This is a genomic window from Bradyrhizobium sp. USDA 3256 (genome assembly GCF_054058275.1).
Window position 1 is genome coordinate 82,938 of the sequence record NZ_JBSSAE010000001.1, and the last position, 19,209, is coordinate 102,146.

Consider the following 19,209-nt stretch of genomic DNA (forward strand, 5'->3'; position numbering starts at 1 on the left):
ACGATCGTGCCATTAGCCGCGACGAGAAGATCAACATTCGCTTCAGGTCATCTAGTCATACTGCGTCACAAACGATGATCTGTGTAGTGGTCGAACTTGATCGCACAACAAGGACATCTCGACAGCATTCGGACGAGCCCATGTTCGAGCCGTCGTCGCATCGTCGCGATCGACTTTGGAATGTGACGTTGGGTCCGCAGCGGCAAATCCGCGGGGTCTGTAATCTGCGGGAACGCGATCGAGCGGGATCGGCCGGGCGGGCCGAGCGCCTGAGGGGGGAATCGTCTCCTGCTCGGAAATCAGGAATCCGTAGGCCGCAATGCACATCGTTGCGTGATGATGAAAGCCGCGCCAGCCGCGTCCCTCGAAGTGGCCGAGCCCGACCTCCTGCTTGAGGTCCTGATAGTCGCGTTCGATGCGCCAGCGCAGTTTAGCCGTCTCAACGAGCGTCCGGAATGCCACATCTTCCGACAATGTCGAAAGCCAGTATTTGGTTGGCTGGTCCTCGCCTTTCGGCCATTCGATCAGCAACCATTCCTGCGCTCGCCGGGTGGTTTGCCAATAATCACGATGCGCGGCACGAACCCGCACGCGGGCAAAGCGCGAGGTCAGTTTTTCGTTCGTTCCTTGCCGCCAGGTTATGGTGCGCCAAGCTTGGGCCGGCAGGCCGATCGCGAGCGCTTTGACGGCGGCTGGCTGATGCTGAAGGTTGCGGCGCATCAGTGTTGGTGGACGGCCGCGGCCTTACCATGGCTTCGGCGGCAAGGGACCGGTGGCGGGCGCCCATACCGTCGTGCTCGACAGAAGACCCACCACATAGGTCAATCCTCCCAGCGCCGTGATCTCGGTGCGCAGGTCGCTGTTGTTGCCATAGCCAGCGTCCATCAGCACGACACCGCGCGGAAGGCCGCTTGCACAGGCCCACCGCAACTGCTCCAGCGCGATCTCCGGCTTGGTCTGGAAGCCGACTTCGGCAGGAATGCCTACCTTGCGCCGCCGATCGCGGTCCGCAGTCCATTCCTTCGGAAGATAAAGGCGGTAAGCGACAGGCAGGCTGGCGTGGTGGTTGGCAATCGACAGCGACACCGCCACCTGGCAATTATCCTGCTTGCCGAGCTGCCCGCAATATTGCCGTGCAACTCCAACCGAATGTCGCCCCTGCTTGGGAAATCCGGTGTCATCGATGATCCAGGCTTCGATGGGCCCCTGGCGTTCAATCGCCGGCGGGACCATCTCGCGTACCTTGCCCAGCACCTTCTCATCCGACCAGGCGCCGCTGCCTACGAAATGCAGCAGCGATTGATGCTGTGCCGCCGTCCGCTCCGGAGCCGTCACCGCCGCCATCGGCTCCACGCTCTTGCGACCGCCACAGGCCATCAGGCCGACGCAATAGTCGCGCAGCGGCGCCTTCCGATCAGCATGACCGATGACACTGGCAAGCCCTTCCAAATACGCCGCAAATCGCTTCTCGCTCGTCTTGGTGCCACGCCCGCTCATATCGGCCTCATCGGCTAATGGTCGATGCTTCAACCATCGCTGATTCTGACCGGCGGTTTTGTGACTCAGTCAGACTAGGGGCATTCCTGGCGGGTCGGCAACGACCGCTTGATGCCTAGCATCCGACAAGCGGCACTTGGGCGTTTTGCGCCTATTCAAATGCTAGTGCTGGTCGCCGCGGCGAGCTCGGCCGCGACGCGCGCTGCTGCAGCATGCCGCTGATGATTTGGTAGAGCGTCGCGATCCGGTCGGCCAGGCCGCGCGCAACGGCCTCGCGCGTGCCGACCATGCGGCCCTGACCAAATTCCTCGCGGATCTTGGTCTGCGTCACGCGCCGGCCACTCGCGACCGCCTTGATGAAATCGGCGCCGGCCTCATTGGCTCGGCCCTGCAGATAGGCCTTGGCTGTCATCCGACAGCGGCGCGAACGGATGCGCCGCGGTTTTCAGCGGCGACTGTTCCGACCTGACGATCGTCATACGGCACCAAAGGCAGCTGGCATCGCGGCGGCGCGACTGTTTGCGGCTGGTGCTGGTGCGGGTTCTTCGACGACGCGACAATGCAGCGTTTCGCCGCCCGCTAGCCGGCGCCGGCCGGCATCAAGTACCTGGACGCCACATGACCACCCGACCGCAGGCGCTCGACACGCACGATCGACGTCCCCAATTTGGCGCGGCTGATGCGGATTGATCGGACCACGATCACGCGGCATATTGGCGACGAAACACTGACCTGCCGCATCAAAGGCAAAGGTCGTATCAAGCGCCGTCGCGTGTTCACGCGCTTCGACGTTGAGGCGTTCCTGCAGGCGCTCGCGGAGACAGCAGCCCAATGCCGTCTAACGGACAGAAAGAGTTCCTATCACCAATTCGAGTTATCGATCAACCGTTATCGACGTTCCGGCTCGACTAAACTCCGTGATGAACGTGACGCGCAGGCCTTCGAGGACGCGCGGCGCGCCGAAGCGCAAGCCCTCCTGAACCGACTAAATCGCGAAGGGCGAGGCCCGCTCCGGCTCAAGCCTGCCTACGATCGCTGGTGGAACGAGCTCGGCCAACACCTTGCCGACAAAAAAATCAAATCCGTGCTCGACCGCATCGTCGAGATCCTGGAGCGAAGATCTACTTCCATGAAATTACGGACGACGTCGTCTCGCGGTTGATCGAGGAGCGGCGGAAAGATCGCCGGCGCGATCGCACAGTTACTGACGCCAAGGGCAGCCGATCCCGCCGGGCAACTATGCACCGGGCGGCACAGGCGACGCTCCGGCAGTCTCGTCCGGAGTGACCGTCCCAGATCAGGAAATCCATGATGCGCAGGAAGAGGGGTTCGCGAACCTGATCCAACTGAGGCAATTTTCCGGACACTCTCTACGTGGCGCCCGCCTTGTGCCACACGCGGCACGGAGCGTGGGCGGCGCTGAACCAGGGCGGCTCCGGCCAGCCCGGCGACTACGTACCCGGCGCATGGACGATATACGAGGACAATCTCTACAGCCTCGTGGCTCCTGAGGCCTCGCGCTTGAAATCCATCATCGACGTCGGCAGGATCGACCGCTTGGAAACCGGCGAATGGGCGCTCTCCGAGAACGACTTGCGCCGGCGTCGTTTCGTCCAGCTGCTGAACGGTGCGCTCCGCGACGATCTGTGGGGCCATGGGGTGAGGTAGCACAGCGATCTCGATGTCTATGCGTTCATCGGACGCACCGAAGAGGGACCGAGGCGGCTGAAGTATCCGAACCTCAAGGTCCGCAGCACCTCCACTGTGGTCTCGCACTACGAGTCGACCTCGAAGGACGGAAGGAAGTTCACGTACTACCGCCACAACGCCTTTCAGGGGCGTTTCCGCTGGCTGGGCGGAAAATGGTATCTGGAGATCACGCCGACGTACCGCTTCACGTTCAACGGGAAGGACCTCGACCGCTTTCATGAAAAGCGACTGTCGGGGATCAAGCCTATCGAGAAGAACCGCTCCGTTCTCAGCCAGCTTCTGATCTGGCAGGCGATCCTGCGAGCGCCCTGGACGAAGGTCGATCGGGCGCGCTTGCTGGAGTTCGCACTCGCTGGAGTCCTTTCGCTTCGCACGCATGGACGACGATTCACTCACGCCGCTGGACTCGCCGATTGATCGGCCATCGAGCGACCAGGAGATCGAGTGATGAGACTCCAGTTCATCGACGAACCGGCGTTGAGCGTTCTTTCAGAACAACAGCCACGTCGACATTCGCGTCGGACTGACTTCGTTCGGCGTCTTCGACAAGGGCAGCCCACGATCCCGACTCCGATCCGCTTGGGAGTGGTCGGCACGACGGCGACCGTCGACCGCGTCCGCGACTGGCTTGAGGACTGCAAGAACGGCGTCGCGTCCCAGGAGACAAAGCTCACGACCCTTCGCCCTTCGTTCCCGGGATGACCACTCAGGTCTTCGGGACGACTCTGGAGCTTTCCGACCTGACGACGCGCGCGGTTTCGCGCCACGAGCTTTCGGCCGCTTTGGCCGGCGAGGAGCCTCTGACCCGCCTGGTCGAGACCTTCATGGACCTCGCGCGAGATCTGGCGGCGAAAAGCGGGCTCCACGTTCTCATAATCGCGCTGCCTCACGAGGTCTTCGCGCCGGGAGACGGACCTCGCATCTCCGAGGTCGACCCTCCGATCGACGAACTGCAGGAGCCGGCTCCGGAGCAGCGGCGACCGAAGCCATCGTCGCTGAACTTCCACGATTTGTTCAAGGCGCGTGCGGTCGACTTGCCCCTTCCCTGTCAAGTCGTGCGTCCGGACACCTACGGTTTTTCGCTCGGTGGCCGGGCGCGCGACAGGAAGCTGCAGGACAAGGCCACAACCGCCTGGAATTTCCATACCGCGCTCGTCTTCGAAGACTGAGGCTGGTCAATTTTGCTCCCAACCAGGCCAGAACCGCACGGCTCGCCCAGTCGATCATGGGCGACGAGATAAAGAAAGCCGCGGCTCGTTCGCCGTCTCAAACGGTTCTCTCGCTTGCTCTTGATTTAGTTCGTGGGCGCATCAGAAAATCAGCGCTCTTGTTCTTTCACTCTTAGCCGGCCGTCATGACGCGCCTCATCTTTTTCGCTTCGCGATGGGTGGCGCTCTTGCACGGAGGCTAGGACCGTCGCGCGTTCAAACGAACGACCGTTTTCGAGATGGTGCGCGATCCGCTCCTTGGCGAAGGCCATAATGCTCTGGCGAGCATTCTCATCGTTGGGCAGAGCGCGTTCCACAAGCTGGTTGATGACGACAAGCTGGGATTGAGCCGCGAGCACGTCGGAATCGCGCCCGGCCGCCGGACGGTCTGGACGACGCTCCTCCACCGTCACACTCCAAACATTCCGCTGGCGCCGTTCAATGCCGGCGACTCCTGTGGCGGCGTCTATAGGCTTGATCGCCCTGATGACGGGTACGACGCCATCCCTGCGCAGGGAGATCCGGTCACCTGGCCTGGCGTCACTGTCTGCGACGTCCGTTACAACGCCGACGCCCCACACCTGATGTCGCCGACCATCATCCAGTTTGATGGCTACATAAGTTGATGGCTCTGCGTCGGCGCGGTTGCGGTAGGGGCCAAAACCGACCTCCATCAGACGCCCGGAAACGCCCTTGTCGTAATCGAGCCTATCCGCCTGCGGTGACCTGTTGGGGGCCGAGCGAGCCTCGACATCGTTGGTACGAGCGTGGGCTCTATCCCATGCGACTCGCCGGTCAGCGAGCGTCTGGCGATCAAGCTCGTTTGGCTGATAGCCCTGCACCTCTATTCCGCGTGCGCTAGCCTCGAGCCACGTCTCGTGTCGGAACTTGACGGAACCCCGGACGTGAAGTGCCTCCCACTGGCGGTGTTGTGCCACACTGACCATGTCCCGAATCACTTCGGCGGCAGCTATGCGGGTGACCAGGCGATCCTCAGTGGTCTTGAACGCGAGGTACTCTTTCCGCTCATCGGCATAGAGCCGCGCCTGGCGGTCAGATCCATCCTTTTCGGAATCACTGGCCACCACGTAATATTTGCGACGGATACGGTTCGGAAACGCACTATCGGTGACCTCCGCGGATGAAGTCTTCTTGGGGGCTGTTGCTATCTTGTCTTGTCCCATTTCGCGGGCGGAAACGCGTCCCGCCCGACGTTGCCGCTCCAGGCTGAATTCCTCGCTCGCCTCAGGCCTGTCGTTCATGCTGCTCACCCTTCTGCTTGCGGCCGGTCCGCCGTGTGGGTGGAATGACCTGAGCGTCGATGTAGCTCAGGGTCCAGGCTTTCAGTTCGTCTTCGGAGAGACCTTCAAGGTCGACATCCACGTCGCCGAAATCGAAACTGGCGCCGGCAGGAATCGTGGAGGGGTCGGCCACCTCCTCATCGGTCATGGGCCGCGCACGCAGTACCACGCGCAATTCGGCAATCTCGGAGCGCAGCTCCTTGATCTCAGCGTCGAGCAGTGCATTCGAACGACCTTTGGGCATCTGCGGGACAGGCGCCGGCAGCAATCGCTTCAGAAAAGACTTGTCTTCGTAATAGATGATCTTGTCAGCGATGATGGGCGGAATGCCGGTGCCAAGAATGAAGGCCTTGGATTTCGGAAGAAGCTTCAGCTCTTGCGGAAGCATGAGGGCGCGACGATGCTCCGACACCGTCTCGCTGGTAGACCGCCCGGTAAGTCCTTTCGGTACGATGCGGCTGCGTGCAGTCACGGAATCGTAGCCGATGCGCTCCGAGAGCTCGTTCGCCACGTCCTGCTCCTTCGGGGCAAACACGACCTCGACGGCGTGGTTGGTCATGAAGTTGCGGGCTGCGTCGATCCCGTAGATGGCGCGCAGCTGCGCCGGGCTCTGGACGACGGTGAGAAGGCGGATCCCATAGCCGGCGACGAAGGCGACCGATTTTGCCAGCACGTTGACGTTACCCAGCGCCGGAAACTCGTCGAGCAGGAGCAGGACCTTGCGATTGAGTTTGGGGTTTTGCTCTGGCAGTTCCCGAGTATTCAAATCGACCACCTGCTGAAAGAACAGGTTCAAAAGCGGTGCCATGCGGTCGAGATTGTCAGGCGTCACCCCGAGATAGATGGACATGGGGCTCTGCCTCAGCTGTCGCAGATCGAAATCATTGGTCGAGGTTGCGGCATCGATGCGGGGATTGAGCCAAAGGCCGAGACGGGCCGTCACGGTCTTGCGGACCGAGTTCAAGGTGTTCTCTGAGGCGGCGAGGAAGTCGTTCAGCGCCGTGACGCAGTGCCGCGATAACGAAGACGGGCCCGCCTTGCGATCGGTGATGATCTTGCCGAAGTGGGCTTTAAGATCCGGGGTCGCCGACAGCTGGCGCAGGATCTCACCGATCGTCAATGGCAAGCCGGGTGTCTCCGCGACATAGCCGCCAATCGCCACAAAGGATGAACGAGCCGCTTCGAACCAGAACGGATCGCCGCGGCTCTCGGCAGGAAACAGCATCACCGCGATGCGCTGCAGATCGTCATAGAGGTCGGCGGGGTCGCCGCGCACGTAGCCCAGAGGATTGTAACGTGCGGTGCGACCGTACTCGTCGAGAGGATCGAATAGATGGACCTCCTGCCCGTGCGCTGCGCGAAAGCCTGCGGAACGGTCCCAGTTCTCTTTCTTTACGTCGAGCGCAACAACTGAATCGGGCCAATTGAGCAAATTTGGAATGACATAGCCGACCCCCTTGCCGGTGCGGGTTGGAGCATAGAGGAGGACGTGTTCCGATCCGCCAAAGCAGAGCAATTTGCCGTCCTTGCGGCCGAGCAGCAGGCCTTCCTCCGATCGCAGGCCTGCGGCCTTAATCTCCCGCTCGGAAGCGAAACGGGCCTTGCCGTGAAGGGGAGGTGGACGATGGCGGAGGATAGCGCCCAGCAGGCCAAAGACTACAATCAGACCGGCGAGCGTCGACAGCGTCAGCCAGCGGTCGAAGCGCGGGTCGGCGCCATAACGCGGCCAACCTGTGGCGATCTCCGACCAGTGAAAGCCGCCGTCGTGAAGCCTGAGCCCAAGCAGCAGAACATTCGAGGCGACGAGCAGGAAGACTGCACCGGCCAAGAGCGCAAGCGCCGTGCCCCGGATCTCCTTAACGGGCGTGGTCGCGCTTGCGAACGGGGTCATAGTAGATTTCCGAAATGCGATAGCGGCCATTGCGCTTCTGCATCTGGACGACGACGTCGACGAGATGCAGCAAAAGCGAACGGATATCGTCGCGATGGAGGTCCCGTCCCTCCGCGCTCTCCTTCACCAGCAAGGTCATTTGTTCGAAGGCAAGGCGAGCACTGTCGGCGTGAACCGTCGTGATCGATCCCGGATGCCCTGAATTCACATTCCTGAGATAAAAGAAGGCGGTGCCGTCGCGCAGCTCCTGCAGCAGAATTCGGTCGGGCCGCATGCGCAACGACGATTCCAGGAGTTCGCGGGGGCCGGTTTTGGCTACGCCCTGCCCGTCCTTGGCATAGAGCAGCCGGACACAATTCTGATGCGGGATGACGAGCTCGGCCGTGTCTTCAATGGTGAGTAGCCGTTCATGCGCCGGGATCGCCGCGATCAGCGCCTTTGACAGAGTCGTCTTGCCGGAGCCCGTCGCCCCTGAGATCAGGATGTTGCGGCGGGTGCGTACCGCAAGCTCGAGGAACTCGCGCCATTGGCCGGCCTCTTTCAGCGCGAGCAATTGATGCTCGTCGGCGTCCAGCTCGTCACTGGCGGAGCGGACCTCATTGAACAGCGCTGTTCGCTCCAAAGCGTCCAGGTTCATAGTCAGTGTTGAGGGCTTGCGGATTGTGAGGCTGATCGTGCCAGTAGGCACGGCCGGCGGCACGACGATCTGGCAGCGCTCCTCGCCGATGAGGCTGGTCGATACGACAGGGTATTCCGGCCCGATGTCCTGACGAGTATGGCTGGCGGCCGCGGTCGCAAGGTGGGAGAGATAGGTGTGCGTGAGGGCAGCTAGCTCATGCCGGGTCCAACCATTCGGCCCCTCCACGAAGATCTCGCCCGGGCGGTTGACGACGATTTCGGTGAGGGTGACGTCGGCCAGGTATGGAGCCAGCGGCTCGAGGTAGCGCGCCAGCACCAGGCGACCACCGTCCCGCTCGATCGACGCGGCCGTGGTCATTTCGTCACCATTGCCGGTTCGACGAGGCCTCCGGGGAGGGTGCGGTCGAGAATCTGGGTGCGGCTTTCGATCCGTCTGAGTTGATAGACCGACGAGAAATCGAGGTCGCGCGCGACAAAGATGTTCACGAGCTCGCCCTGATTCTTGCTCAACGTCGGCGGGATGTTGATGGATTGCTCAACGGCGATGCCGGCAGCGGTGGCGCCAGCCGTGTTGTTGATCTGGATCGATCCGTCTTGCAGCTGCTGGCGTCCGATCGAAGAGGCGTCGCCGACGATTGACAGCAATAGCGCCGAGCCGAAGCGCTCCCAGAAGTGCGTGTCGATGTCGCCGTCGAACCCCGCCCGGCCGAGCGCATCCGTGGCGGGCGAGGCCAGCGCCACGATGACGCCTGTTGGCGTCTTGGCGCGAGCCCATAGCACGAACATCCTTTTGGAACCGCGGCGGACATTGCCGCGGTATTCGCCAACGACCTGCGTGCCCTTTTCCATGAGCACAACGTTGCCGGAATCCGACATCACGTCGCGCAGCACGACGCAGGAGACGAAGCCGGCCACATCCGACGACATCGCGGTCTCGAGGACGCACGGAATCGAGGTGCCCTGTGTGACCAGAAGATTGCGATTGGGCAGCCGCGCCGCCCGCACGCCCTCAATCGGCGTTGGTTTCAGCTTGTCGGCGAGCTCATTGCGTGGCTCGGCCCGCCCAAACTCATAGGGATCGACGGGGACGCTTCCGGTTACGGCTTCGCGGGCTGGACGTCCCGATGCGACCGGTCGGTTGTAGGCCAGCACCGGCGCGCGCCGCGCGCTTTCCAGCATCTGGTCCGTCACGGGCGCAGGCGCCGTCGGTGCGGCTGAGATAGGTGCGACCGGAATGGATGCGGTGGTGACCGGCGCGGCGGGTGTTTCCGCGACGGGCTCGAAGGCCGCGGCCTGGCGGATCATGAGCTTGCGAGCGGATTCGCTGACAGGCTTGTCGCTCTTCCAGGTTCCCCAGATGATCAGGAAGGCGAATGCGGTGAGCGCGAGTGCGCCGAAGCCGCGCTTGAGCATCGCCGTTCGACCGCTGTCCCTTTCTCCCACCGGAGTAATTCCGCGCTCGCCGGCAAGTGACTCATGTTCAAGCTCGCTCATGTTGCACCCGCCTCATCGTGCCTTAAGGGTTGGAGATGACCTTTTCGCCCGCCGCTCGACCGAGGGGCTCGTGGTATTGGTGCCGGGGTTGACGCCGACCGCGTCGAAAGCTTCGTTGAAGATGCAGAGCACGATGTCGCCCTTGCGCAGCCGAAACTCGCGGGCTGTGGCGTGGACCACCACCAGCTCACCGCGGACATCCTTGGGCACCAGACTTTCAGAACCATCCGAGTTGATCAGGTAGATCGCGGGGATCTCGCGATTGCCCGCGAAGCGGAACGTGGTCTCCTTGCCGTCATCGAAGATAGCTTCCGGTTCGAGGTCGCTCGAGCCTTGCGCCGAAAAGCGCCAGTTACGCGCACCATAGGCATGATGCAGGTCAAAGGTCTGATCGATCAGCGCGCCTTCCCGCTCGGCGCCTCGGGCGGCCGCCTCGATGCGCCGGCGCTCGATCTCGTCGCCGGGATAGGCGAAGTGGACGACGAAGTAGCTGTCGGCGAGCGTCGTCTCAGCGATCGACAGCTCGAATTGATAGGAGCGTTTACGCCCGTCGGGCCGGGTGGTGACGACCTGCAGATTGGTCGGGGGGTGTTTTTCGCGCGGCTTGAGAAACAGGATCGAACCTGCGGGGGCGACTTCCCATGCGATCGCGTCGCCGATGGCGACATGGGCGATTTCCTCGTCATCGGCAAACACGACCTGCGTTGAGGCGCGAATGACGCCGTTGAGGCGGACCACATTGGCTGGGTCATAGGTCACAGTGCGTACGCGCGCATCGTGTTGGCCAGGTACCGGCTGCTGCAGCGCCAGCACGGGCCCTACACATCCGAGAGCCAAAATAATCAGAAGCGCGAGACGTTTCATGGCACGACCTCCGGATCGGCACGATATTCCGAAACCAGAAAGCCGAGCGGATTAATCAGACGGTCGGCGGAGGACATCGGTGTGTTGGCGTAAGCGAACGTCAGGGTCGAGACCCAGTGAGTGATGTGAGTTTCCTCGCCCTTGCGGGTCTCTTTCATGAACCGCACAGACGCCACATTGTCGGCCAGGAGAGAGATCGCTTTGATACGGACCGTGGCAACGCCAAAGCGGCCCTGAACGACCTGCGGACTTTCGGGATTGGAGCCACGGTACCAGGCTGCGAAGCGGGCTTGTTCGCCTTGCCCCGAAAGCAACGAAATCGTCCGAAAATTCGTTTCCGCCTCTGGATAGCTGTAACCTTCACGCGCGCGGACGTAGCGTCCAAGGAAATATTTGGTGACGGCTTCGTCGTAGCGTGCCGGAGTCGAATTAAGAGCCGAGACGGTGTCGACAATGCCGGTGGCATTGTCGACACGAATGACGAACGGCTCGACGGTTTTCAGCGGCGCCAGCGCTGCGACCGCACCGACTGAGGCGACCGCCAAGATGCAGGCGCCCGCGGCAATCACCCACGCTGTTCGCCGCGAGCGATGGGCAGAAAGAAGCAGATCCTGTTCCCATCGCCGCGCATTCTCAAAATAGCTCTTCAGATCATCCTGCCCAGCCATCTCACGCCTCCTTTCGACAGGCGCGATAGGAGGCTGCAATGTTGTCCCAGCGTCCGAATGCGGCGAGATGGGTCGATGTTGCGGACGACTTGCCCTCACCCTTCCGGATGAGGGGCCCAGATGGCTCAGCCGACGGCACGGGTGTCGCTGACGGCGCGCCGGACTCCCAACCCCACAGCGAGCGATTAAGCGGCCGCCGGGCAAGGCCATCACAGGACGGCGGCCACTTTGACCAGTTCGCGCAGCCGCCAAGCTGCCATGCGATCACCCAAATAATAAATAGTCGACGCCACATCGTTCTGGTGCCCCTGTCTTGCTTGTCGCCTGATGCCAGCGATCTTTGCTTACGTTGTCGAAGTACCCTGGGATTGCGCCCGCCGCATGCTGCCGCCCTGGCGGCTGGCTTTGAGGGCAGCGAGGCCGCGGCCGGCCGACCAGCGAGCGCCGGCATAGGCACCGCCGGCGGCGGCTGTGGCATTGGCAATCATCGGGCTGGTGACCAGTCGGCTTGCAAGCGATGCCCCGCCGCCGGCGAGACCACCTGCGATGATGGGAAGCTGAAGCGCGATGTACCCGGACAGGCCCAACATGGCGCTGATGGCGATCGCGGCGACCACCAGCTCGCCAGCCGTTCCCGCGTTGCCGGCGAACCGGTCGATGAAGCCGCTGACAGTGGAAAGCATCAACCCGACTAGCGCGACAACAAGGACCAGCAGGATCACGAAATTCGCTACCTGCCGAAGCCAGGCTTCCGTAAATGGCCGCGTTGCCTCAAACAGTCCCAGTGCAATGAAGATTGGGCCAAGCGCGATGACGACGCCTAGACCCACCTTGGCGTAGAGCAGGATGGCAAATTGTAGGAACGACCCGACGGCCACAAAGACCAGGAGAATGGCTGCTATGAGCGCGGGTGCGATATTGGTCAGCCCGGCTTGTTTGTAGATCCTGTTGGCAACATCAATTCCCTTGGAGAGGAGTTGATCGAATGGCGCTCCGGAACTGGTATTCAGTCCAGCGCCTGCCAGCGCATTGCCGATCTCGTTTGGCAGGGAATCGAAGAACAATCCCGTGACGTAGTGTTGGAACTCACTCGCGTTCGTCGCTAGAAGCACCACGACGACGATCCGCATTGCGCGCCAGGCAAACTCCATAATCGGTTCGGAGATCGCGCCGCGCATTACGGCAAAGCCATAAAGAATGACATAGAGCGTCACCGCGGTACGAAGTGGACCGTCGATGTAAGAGGCGAGGTTCGAGACCGAGGTCGACACGAATGCCGTGATCGGTTGCTCGAATTCTTTCAGGAAACTGTCGAAGACGTTTATGGCCACGCGGCAAATCCTTACTTGAGGGCGTCTTCCATCTCTTTGATGGTGACTTGGTTGCGGGCCTCGTTTGCATTGATGCAATTGGGCGTCTTCTCCAGTTCTCCGGGGTTGTCGCTGCATCCCTGGAGGGTCGCCGCAAGCTCGCCCCGATGATCAAGGAACCAGCCGACCGTCTTGCTCTGCTGACCCTTGTCGGCTTCGTTGCAACCCGTGAGAGCTGCGGCGATAGCGAAAAGGAGAATTGCAAGTCTCGTTTTCATTGCAGAGCCGCCTTCATCTCATCGATCAGTTGCTCCTGTTTCTCCCGCTCCCGCTGACCATCCATATCTGTGCGGGCCTGCTGGATCATCGCCAGACCCTGCATTCGGAGCACGTCATTCTGAAGCAGGGCCTGTTCGGCCTGCAGTCGCGCCGACAGATCGAGCACCTCCTTGGCATCGGTCGCCGAGCTGATGCGGGACCTGAGCTCCTCGAGCGCATCGATCCGCTGCGAGGCGGTGTCGTACACGGCCTGGCCCAAGGAGTGCTTCGCCCCGGTCTGCCGGGCGATCCGGTCGAGCTCGCTCTGATAGTAGGAGTTGCCGCTGTTGCCGGAATACGCGCGGTTCTGCGAAAGATAGTGATTGATAGCATCGGCGAAGTTGCCGCCGCCCTGCCCTGCAACAAGACGTTCGATGTCCGAGAACTGTTGGGGCAGGACTTTCCGGAACTGTGGCGTGTTCAGGAGCGCGCCGATGTCGTTGGCGTTTGTCCGCTTATTGAAACTGTCATAGAGCTGCTTGGCCTGGCTCAATTGGTCCTGTGCGACCTTGAGCTGTGATGTCAGGGTGTCAACCTGCTTCTTCAGCTCCGTCAGCTGCTCAAATTGGCGCGCGTAGACGCTTGGGTCGAATACGATCTCCGCCCCGGCCGGTGAGGCCGTCAGCAGGGCTACGACGGTGAGGGAGACGAGCGCCGCTGGCATACGTTGAACCATCATCGGGTCCTCCTCCGCTCCTCGTGAAATACTGGAAGCCATTGCGCGGAGTCGTCGCCAACTCGCTTGCGAATGCCGTCGAGCAGCTCGACGGTTTCGGTGCGTCCCGATAGGACGGCGAGCGCATCGTCGAAACCGCCGAGGTCAAGTTCCGCCACCACCGAGTTGTGCCCCTGCTTGATCAGAAAGCGCCGGCTTTCGCGCGCGAGCTCCTCCTTGATCAGGCGGAATTCCGTGTCGGTCAGATGGAAGCCGTCGACATAGTCCGAGCGCGTGCCTCGCGCGTTCGGCAGGAAAATCTGGGTCGGGCATTGTTCGACAATGGTGTGAGCGATTGGCGATGCCAGCGCGTCGCGTGGCGACTGCGTGCCAAACACCATGACGCCGTTCTGCTTGCGGATGGTTTTCAGCTTGTTGTTGGCGAGATCACGAAACGCCTCGTCGCCAAGTGCCTTCCAGAACTCGTCGATGTCGATGATCAGGCGACGCCCGTCGATCAGCCGCTCCACGCGATGGAAAAGATACATCATCAGTGGCGTGCGGACCGTAGGGTGATCCAGGAGATCGGTCATGTCGAAACCAATGAACCGGGCGTCGAGACCGATCGCATCCTGGTCACCATCGAGCACCCAGCCAAAAGGAGCGCCCCGGCACCATCGGTCGAGGCGCGCGCCAATGCCCTCACGGTCCTGTTGGCCGAGAAAGGCCCGCAACGTCCCAAACGATCGCTCTGATTGCCGCAGCTGACCGAGCGCGCGCAGTCCAGAATCGATCCGTTCCTCTTCGATCACAGTGAGCGGGCGGTCGTCCGGCGTGACGAGTTTCCGGACAAGTTCTCCCAGGAATGAAAGATTTGTTGGCGTCAGCTCAAGCGCCTTGAGCGGCGCGCACCCGGTCGGGGCGCCATTGTGGAGCGTCAGATAGGTCCCACCAACGGCGCGGACGAAAATCTCGGCGCCCCGGTCCTTGTCGAAGAAAACGTAGGAAGCTCCTAAACGCTCGGCCTGCGACAGCAGGAAGTTCTGCACGACTGTCTTGCCGGACCCCGAGGGGCCACAGATGAAAGTGTTGCCGAGATCGCCGTGATGGAACGAAAAATAAAAGGGCGAGCCGGACGCGGTCTTGAGCATCGCAACCGCCGGTCCCCAATGGTTGCCCGCGGGCTGTCCGCTCGGATAGGTGTGGAACGGTGAGAACGCCGCGAAATTCCGCGAGTTGATCGCCCCAGTGCGTGCCCGGTATTTGAACAGCCCAGGAAGCTGCGCCCAATAGGCGGCTTCAAGTCCGAGATCTTCCCGGGCGACCACGGCACCCGCATCGGCCAGTGCGCGCCGCGCCACGCTCATATGATTCTGCAGCTGGGACGGCGTATCGGCGTAGACCAGGAGCGAGAGGTGATGGTCGCCAAGCACGAAACGGTTGGATTCGAGATCGTCGAGCGCATCGGAGAGCTCGTCGATCTGCGAGGCGGCCGGATCCTGGGCCGAGACCAGCTGGTTCTGCTTGCGCGTCAGGACCGTTTTGGCGTCCGGCTTCGCCAAAAACGCGAATGATTGCGTGACGATGAGCTCAAACGGCGCCGAAAGCAGCGCGTTCAACAGGCCAGGCTTAGTGGATGCCGGATATTCCTTGAGGCCGAACATGCCAGCGAATCGCGATCCACCGGCCCCGCGGATCTCGAGGGCTTCGCGGCCGAAGATGACGCGATTCGAATATAGCGCGGGGCCGACCGGCCCTTGCGGCAATGGCATCGACATCCATTCCCCGGAGGCGAGCGCGTGGAGCAGCTCCATCGGTTCTGAGAAGGTGATGCCGTCGCGCTCAACCAAACCAACCGCTCGGGCGCCGTAACGGTCGAGGGCCGCGACGATATCCCGCGTTGCATCGTTAAGCCGCTTCAAGGCCGCGCTGTCGACCTCAGCGGAACTCCCAGCGCTTCGGCTGAGCCGCCGAAAGAACGCGGCCGCTGTATCGCTGGCCGCACGGCCGGGGTGACAGACCAGGGTCAGATAGAGATCGTTGCGAAACAAAGCTTCCTTGCAAAGCCGCTCTCGATATTGTGCGTCAAGTGCGGCAGCAAAGGTCGACCGGAAGGCGCCGTCGGGATAGACCGACGTCCGGCGGCGCACCAGGTGGCTCCAGAGCGCGAGCTGCGGATCTGCAACGTTGCGCAGGGTCAGATTCAGCTTGCCGTGAAGATCGTTCAGATCCGATGTCTCGGCCGTCTCGAAGGACGTGCCGTCAATCCGGATCACCGTCGCCAGGGCTCGGGTCGTGAGACTGATCACCGTGTTGGTGACGTGCCGCCCGAACGGCAGATAGACGTCGGGCTCGATCTCCCGAATTTTCAGCGCCCTGTTACGCATAACCAAGGTCCCGTGTTCGATATCGCCGCAGGAGTTTGAGGGGCGTGCACGACGAGCCGCCCCAAAATGCGGCGTTGCGCGCGCGACCTCGGGTTTCGATCCAGGCAAGCAGGATTCGGAACATGTTGGGGTCGTGCCGGCAAATGATACGGCAAAGCCCATGGATCGGAATTGCGACCAGGCCGTAGACGATGCTCCCGGCCACCAGGAACAAGATGCAGGAGAACATCACGTTGAGCGCCATGGCTTCCATGGTCACGCCAGCGACCATGGCGGGACGCGTACAGGCGAGGAACAAGGTATCCTCGTTGAGACGCGCTGCCTCGATCATCAGTGACCCCCTGTCAAGGTCGAGACCACTTCGGACGCGCCGAACGTGATGGCGACGCCCAGCACGACATAAGCGGCCTTGCGCAGATCGAGATAACCGAACATCCAGGCGATGCCGACGATGATGACCGCCAGCGTTGCCAGCAGACGAGCAACGTTGCCGGTCAGCATGTTGACAATGTTCTGCAGTACGCCTTCGATGTTCGCGGTCTGCGCCAGCGCTGGTTCAACCAGCGCGATGCTGAGCACGGCCCCCATGCAAAAAAGTGCAGCGGAGTGTTTAAGAGGTGAAGTCATGGCACGGCTCCGATTGGCACCGCAGCCGGACCCCAGCCCGGACCACGGTATTGAGTTGAGGTGAAAGAACGACGTTTTCTCATCGTTCGTAGACGAAGGCTGACGTGCCTAGGCCCGAGCGATAGACATCCCAGCGCGGATGCTCACTGGCAGAGGCTGCGGGTGGATTGATTGTCGTATCGCCGGTGGGGCGGTCGCGGCCAATGGTTGCCATCGACTGGATGCCAGGCTCGGAGGCTCGGCTCGGAGCTTTGGACGCAAAGCTCGCGACGACCTTGTCAATCGCCTGGTGGCGATCGGCGCTTTTCATGCTCGCAGCTTGCAGGCGCGCCTCGAATAATCTGCCAAGGCCAGCAATGTGCTGGCACGCATCGAAGGTGGTTGCAGCCGTCAGACCGGCCTTCTTTGTCTCCTCAGCATCAAGTTGGGCGAGACCGGTTCGGACCTGCTGGCCACTAGCGATGGCCTCGGTTGCGAGTTGGATGGCTTCGTCACGATCGGTCGCCTGTATCGGAATCGGTTTGCGCCCTTCAATCGTGATGAGCAGCGGCTCGAATGAGCTCGCCTGCCGCACGATGGCCGTCAGCGGCCGAGCCATTGCGGTCGGGGCGCATCGTTCGATCAGAGCCGCGAATGCAGCGGGATCCATAGTGAGAGCCTTTTTCGGGGAGTTGAGGAGTTCAGTGCTAGGCGGCGATCGCCAAGCTTGATGGCGCGTCAATTGCACACCCTGAAATCTGCCCGGCCGCTCGGATCGCACCGAGAGCCTCGTCGCTGATCGGCAACAAACCGGCGACGGCTTTGGTCGCCCCGATTTGGCGAGGCAAACCGAGGCGATCGAGATGCCATCCGGCGCGACGCAGGATGCGTTCCATGCGCAGATCGGTAACCGTTGCAATGGCATGCAGATTGTGCTGCTGTCCCCATTCGATCATAGCTGCAAACAGCAGGAACGTGGCTTTGCGCAGACCGTTCTCTGCTGTTGCTGCTGCACTCTTGGTGTCAACGCAAAAGCGCGAGCTTTCCCAAACCGTGGTCGCTTTCGGCGCTGGGTGGCCAGCCAGCAACACCGGGAACGTATCGGCGAGCATGTTGCGCCCGGTGGTCGGCAACAAGCGAACACAGCCCACGACGTCAGTCTGCTCCAGCACGAGGAGATAAGTGGGCTTGAAGGTGTCGTACTGGTCGATCTCCAATCCGTTGGAAACAGAGACGTCCCAGTCGAGCCGATCCTTGAATACGCGCCCACGGAGCCGATGCATTTCGAGCGTTAGTTCGGAGTCGTGCAGGAGTGCCGCTCGGCTACGCACGATGACTTTCATTCTTAACCTCAAACTTAAGAATCACAGCTTCGAGATCAAGAAAGCAGCCACGGTCACGCCATTGCGCTGTCAGTTCTGACAGGGAGAGTTTGGAATCGTTCTTGCCGCAAAGCTGCCGCAACGTCGCAATAAATGCCTGCACGTGGAACGCGAATCGCCAGAACTTTCGCGTTGTGGGGACTTAAGAAACGACTGAAGTGGCGCAATGAAAGATGTCAAAAGAGCATGCGATGAATTTGTCGATTGTCTTCACACTGCCCAAACAGAAGACGATTTTCGACGTGTTGCGGAACGAGCCGCGCATGCTTTGGGGTTCCGATGGTTCGCTTATTTTGGTCAGCGGGCAAATGGCCCCAATCTGATCTCATCCTATCCAAAGAGCTGGACTAGCTACTATTTTCGGGAGGGTTATCACAACATCGATCCCGTTCTTCAGGAGCCGCGAAATACAAGCCGAGTATTCCTATGGGATGGCCGTGAGGCGCGAAGCGCAAGATCGCCGAAAGAGCGCCGTCTGTTTGACGATGCACTCAGTTTCAAGATCAGGACCGGCCTGACGGTTCGCATTCCCTCGAGCCAAAACCAGTTTGCGGCGTTTACGCTGGCGGTCGACGAGCGCAGCCTGGGACTTGATCGTTTCATTGAGGCCTCGCAAGAGATGCTGGAAATGGTGGGTCTCACCTATCATGCGCATGTGAGTGCCAGGATCGGACGCACCTCGGCAGCAGGCGAGATCGTTTGCCCTCTGACTCAACGCGAGCGGCAGTGTCTCGCCTGGATCTCCGATGGCAAGACGATGCAGGATATTGCCCAGCTCCTTGGCGTTAGCTCGCGGGGTGTGAAGTTTCATCTAGACAACGCTAGGCGCAATCTTGCTGCATTGACCCTCCCGCACGCTGTGGCGCTCGCGTTTCGGCAGGGATTGCTCCCGTAATGCGAAAGACAGCTGTCCGGCTTTTAAGTAGTTCCGAGATCAACGGTTCAAGCAGGATGCTAGGTCAGGCCGTCGCATTCAAGGCGCGGGGTTCTTTGGAACATAACCACGGCGCTTTTTGCGGACGAGCCAAGTCTCGAGTGCTTCGACGGCCTGGACCCTCCCCGCAAACAGATCCATCCGCCGGCGGCCGCGTTGGCCGAGACGCCCCCATTCGCGCACCAACGCCGTATCACCGAACAGAGTCGGTTCGATCGTGAGGACATAGAACCTGGCCATATTACAGGCCGGATCGCACCGTTGGAGCACGAGGTATGGCACCGTGAGTTCGGACATGCGTAAGAATCGCAACTGTCGTGTCAAACGCCATCCGGAACTGCCCCC

General features: G+C 61.3%; 21 protein-coding genes and 1 pseudogene. 5 read left to right on the top strand and 17 right to left on the bottom strand.

Translation table 11 applies throughout. From position 1 onward, the window contains the following. Nucleotides 1-51 precede the first annotated feature (51 nt). Both ACVWY5_RS00430 and ACVWY5_RS00435 read right to left on the bottom strand, forming a co-directional pair. Nucleotides 52-1,497: pseudogene (locus tag ACVWY5_RS00430) on the bottom strand (IS701 family transposase). 151 nt (nt 1,498-1,648) lie between these two features. Continuing rightward, nucleotides 1,649-1,909, bottom strand: coding sequence for a S49 family peptidase (locus ACVWY5_RS00435; RefSeq protein WP_028337812.1), 261 nt, complete (start codon nt 1,907-1,909; stop codon nt 1,649-1,651). A 267-nt stretch (nt 1,910-2,176) separates the two neighbouring features. Here ACVWY5_RS00435 and ACVWY5_RS00440 point away from each other — a divergent pair, with 267 nt between their 5' ends. The 4 genes from ACVWY5_RS00440 to ACVWY5_RS00455 all read left to right on the top strand — a co-directional run bounded on the left by ACVWY5_RS00440 (nt 2,177) and on the right by ACVWY5_RS00455 (nt 4,376). Next, nucleotides 2,177-2,659: a hypothetical protein gene (locus ACVWY5_RS00440; RefSeq protein ID WP_028337811.1), complete on the top strand. Its 483-nt coding sequence runs from the start codon at nt 2,177-2,179 to the stop codon at nt 2,657-2,659. Nucleotides 2,660-2,871: 212 nt separating this feature from the next. Beyond that, a complete protein-coding gene (locus ACVWY5_RS00445; protein WP_028337810.1) occupies nt 2,872-3,165 on the top strand; it encodes a hypothetical protein in 294 nt (97 codons plus the stop codon). Between the two features lie 96 nt (nt 3,166-3,261). Further along, complete coding sequence (locus ACVWY5_RS00450; protein WP_028337809.1) at nt 3,262-3,624, top strand: hypothetical protein; 363 nt, start codon at nt 3,262-3,264, stop codon at nt 3,622-3,624. Nucleotides 3,625-3,905: 281 nt separating this feature from the next. Next, nucleotides 3,906-4,376, top strand: a complete 471-nt coding sequence (locus ACVWY5_RS00455) for an argonaute/piwi family protein (protein WP_028337807.1) — start codon at nt 3,906-3,908, stop codon at nt 4,374-4,376. Between the two features lie 149 nt (nt 4,377-4,525). Here the strand turns inward: ACVWY5_RS00455 and ACVWY5_RS00460 are convergent, their stop codons facing one another. The 14 genes from ACVWY5_RS00460 to ACVWY5_RS00525 form a co-directional block, all read right to left on the bottom strand. After that, nucleotides 4,526-5,677: an LPD7 domain-containing protein gene (locus tag ACVWY5_RS00460; protein WP_028337806.1), complete on the bottom strand. Its 1,152-nt coding sequence runs from the start codon at nt 5,675-5,677 to the stop codon at nt 4,526-4,528. Continuing rightward, a complete protein-coding gene (locus ACVWY5_RS00465; RefSeq protein WP_028337805.1) occupies nt 5,661-7,607 on the bottom strand; it encodes a type IV secretory system conjugative DNA transfer family protein in 1,947 nt (648 codons plus the stop codon). Before ACVWY5_RS00465 ends, ACVWY5_RS00460 begins: the two co-directional genes overlap by 17 nt. Then, nucleotides 7,573-8,604 carry a P-type DNA transfer ATPase VirB11 gene (gene virB11 / locus ACVWY5_RS00470; RefSeq protein ID WP_051376383.1) on the bottom strand — a complete coding sequence of 344 codons (1,032 nt, stop codon included), beginning with the start codon at nt 8,602-8,604 and terminating at the stop codon, nt 7,573-7,575. Before virB11 ends, ACVWY5_RS00465 begins: the two co-directional genes overlap by 35 nt. After that, entirely contained in the window at nt 8,601-9,740 is a 1,140-nt protein-coding gene (gene virB10, locus ACVWY5_RS00475) for a type IV secretion system protein VirB10 (protein ID WP_028337803.1), read from the bottom strand. Before virB10 ends, virB11 begins: the two co-directional genes overlap by 4 nt. 12 nt (nt 9,741-9,752) lie before the next feature. After that, nucleotides 9,753-10,604, bottom strand: coding sequence for a P-type conjugative transfer protein VirB9 (gene virB9, locus ACVWY5_RS00480; protein WP_028337802.1), 852 nt, complete (start codon nt 10,602-10,604; stop codon nt 9,753-9,755). Beyond that, on the bottom strand, nt 10,601-11,272 hold the full coding sequence (locus ACVWY5_RS00485; protein ID WP_028337801.1) for a virB8 family protein: 672 nt from the start codon (nt 11,270-11,272) through the stop codon (nt 10,601-10,603). Before ACVWY5_RS00485 ends, virB9 begins: the two co-directional genes overlap by 4 nt. Nucleotides 11,273-11,616: 344 nt before the next feature. Continuing rightward, nucleotides 11,617-12,603 (bottom strand): type IV secretion system protein, encoded by a 987-nt coding sequence (locus ACVWY5_RS00490; RefSeq protein ID WP_028337800.1) that lies wholly within the window; start codon nt 12,601-12,603, stop codon nt 11,617-11,619. 11 nt (nt 12,604-12,614) lie between these two features. Then, entirely contained in the window at nt 12,615-12,860 is a 246-nt protein-coding gene (locus tag ACVWY5_RS00495; protein WP_028337799.1) for an EexN family lipoprotein, read from the bottom strand. Beyond that, nucleotides 12,857-13,579, bottom strand: a complete 723-nt coding sequence (gene virB5, locus ACVWY5_RS00500; RefSeq protein WP_028337798.1) for a P-type DNA transfer protein VirB5 — start codon at nt 13,577-13,579, stop codon at nt 12,857-12,859. The genes ACVWY5_RS00495 and virB5 overlap by 4 nt, the downstream gene beginning before the upstream one ends. Further along, a complete protein-coding gene (locus ACVWY5_RS00505) occupies nt 13,576-15,942 on the bottom strand; it encodes a VirB4 family type IV secretion/conjugal transfer ATPase (protein WP_028337797.1) in 2,367 nt (788 codons plus the stop codon). The genes virB5 and ACVWY5_RS00505 overlap by 4 nt, the downstream gene beginning before the upstream one ends. Continuing rightward, the gene (locus ACVWY5_RS00510; protein ID WP_028337796.1) at nt 15,935-16,273 is read right to left on the bottom strand and encodes a type IV secretion system protein VirB3; all 339 of its coding nucleotides are present in this window, start codon (nt 16,271-16,273) and stop codon (nt 15,935-15,937) included. The genes ACVWY5_RS00505 and ACVWY5_RS00510 overlap by 8 nt, the downstream gene beginning before the upstream one ends. Continuing rightward, on the bottom strand, nt 16,273-16,569 hold the full coding sequence (locus ACVWY5_RS00515) for a TrbC/VirB2 family protein (RefSeq protein WP_028337795.1): 297 nt from the start codon (nt 16,567-16,569) through the stop codon (nt 16,273-16,275). Before ACVWY5_RS00515 ends, ACVWY5_RS00510 begins: the two co-directional genes overlap by 1 nt. A 79-nt stretch (nt 16,570-16,648) precedes the next feature. Beyond that, nucleotides 16,649-17,218 carry a lysozyme family protein gene (locus ACVWY5_RS00520; RefSeq protein ID WP_028337794.1) on the bottom strand — a complete coding sequence of 190 codons (570 nt, stop codon included), beginning with the start codon at nt 17,216-17,218 and terminating at the stop codon, nt 16,649-16,651. A 37-nt stretch (nt 17,219-17,255) separates the two neighbouring features. Further along, nucleotides 17,256-17,891, bottom strand: a complete 636-nt coding sequence (locus tag ACVWY5_RS00525) for an acyl-homoserine-lactone synthase (RefSeq protein WP_028337793.1) — start codon at nt 17,889-17,891, stop codon at nt 17,256-17,258. Between the two features lie 205 nt (nt 17,892-18,096). On the opposite strand from ACVWY5_RS00525, the gene ACVWY5_RS00530 reads away from it, so the two are divergent. Further along, nucleotides 18,097-18,825 (top strand): autoinducer binding domain-containing protein, encoded by a 729-nt coding sequence (locus ACVWY5_RS00530; protein ID WP_028337792.1) that lies wholly within the window; start codon nt 18,097-18,099, stop codon nt 18,823-18,825. Nucleotides 18,826-18,903: 78 nt separating this feature from the next. On the opposite strand, the gene ACVWY5_RS00535 is transcribed toward ACVWY5_RS00530, so the two are convergent. Further along, complete coding sequence (locus tag ACVWY5_RS00535) at nt 18,904-19,161, bottom strand: WGR domain-containing protein (RefSeq protein ID WP_028337791.1); 258 nt, start codon at nt 19,159-19,161, stop codon at nt 18,904-18,906. Nucleotides 19,162-19,209 lie beyond the last annotated feature (48 nt).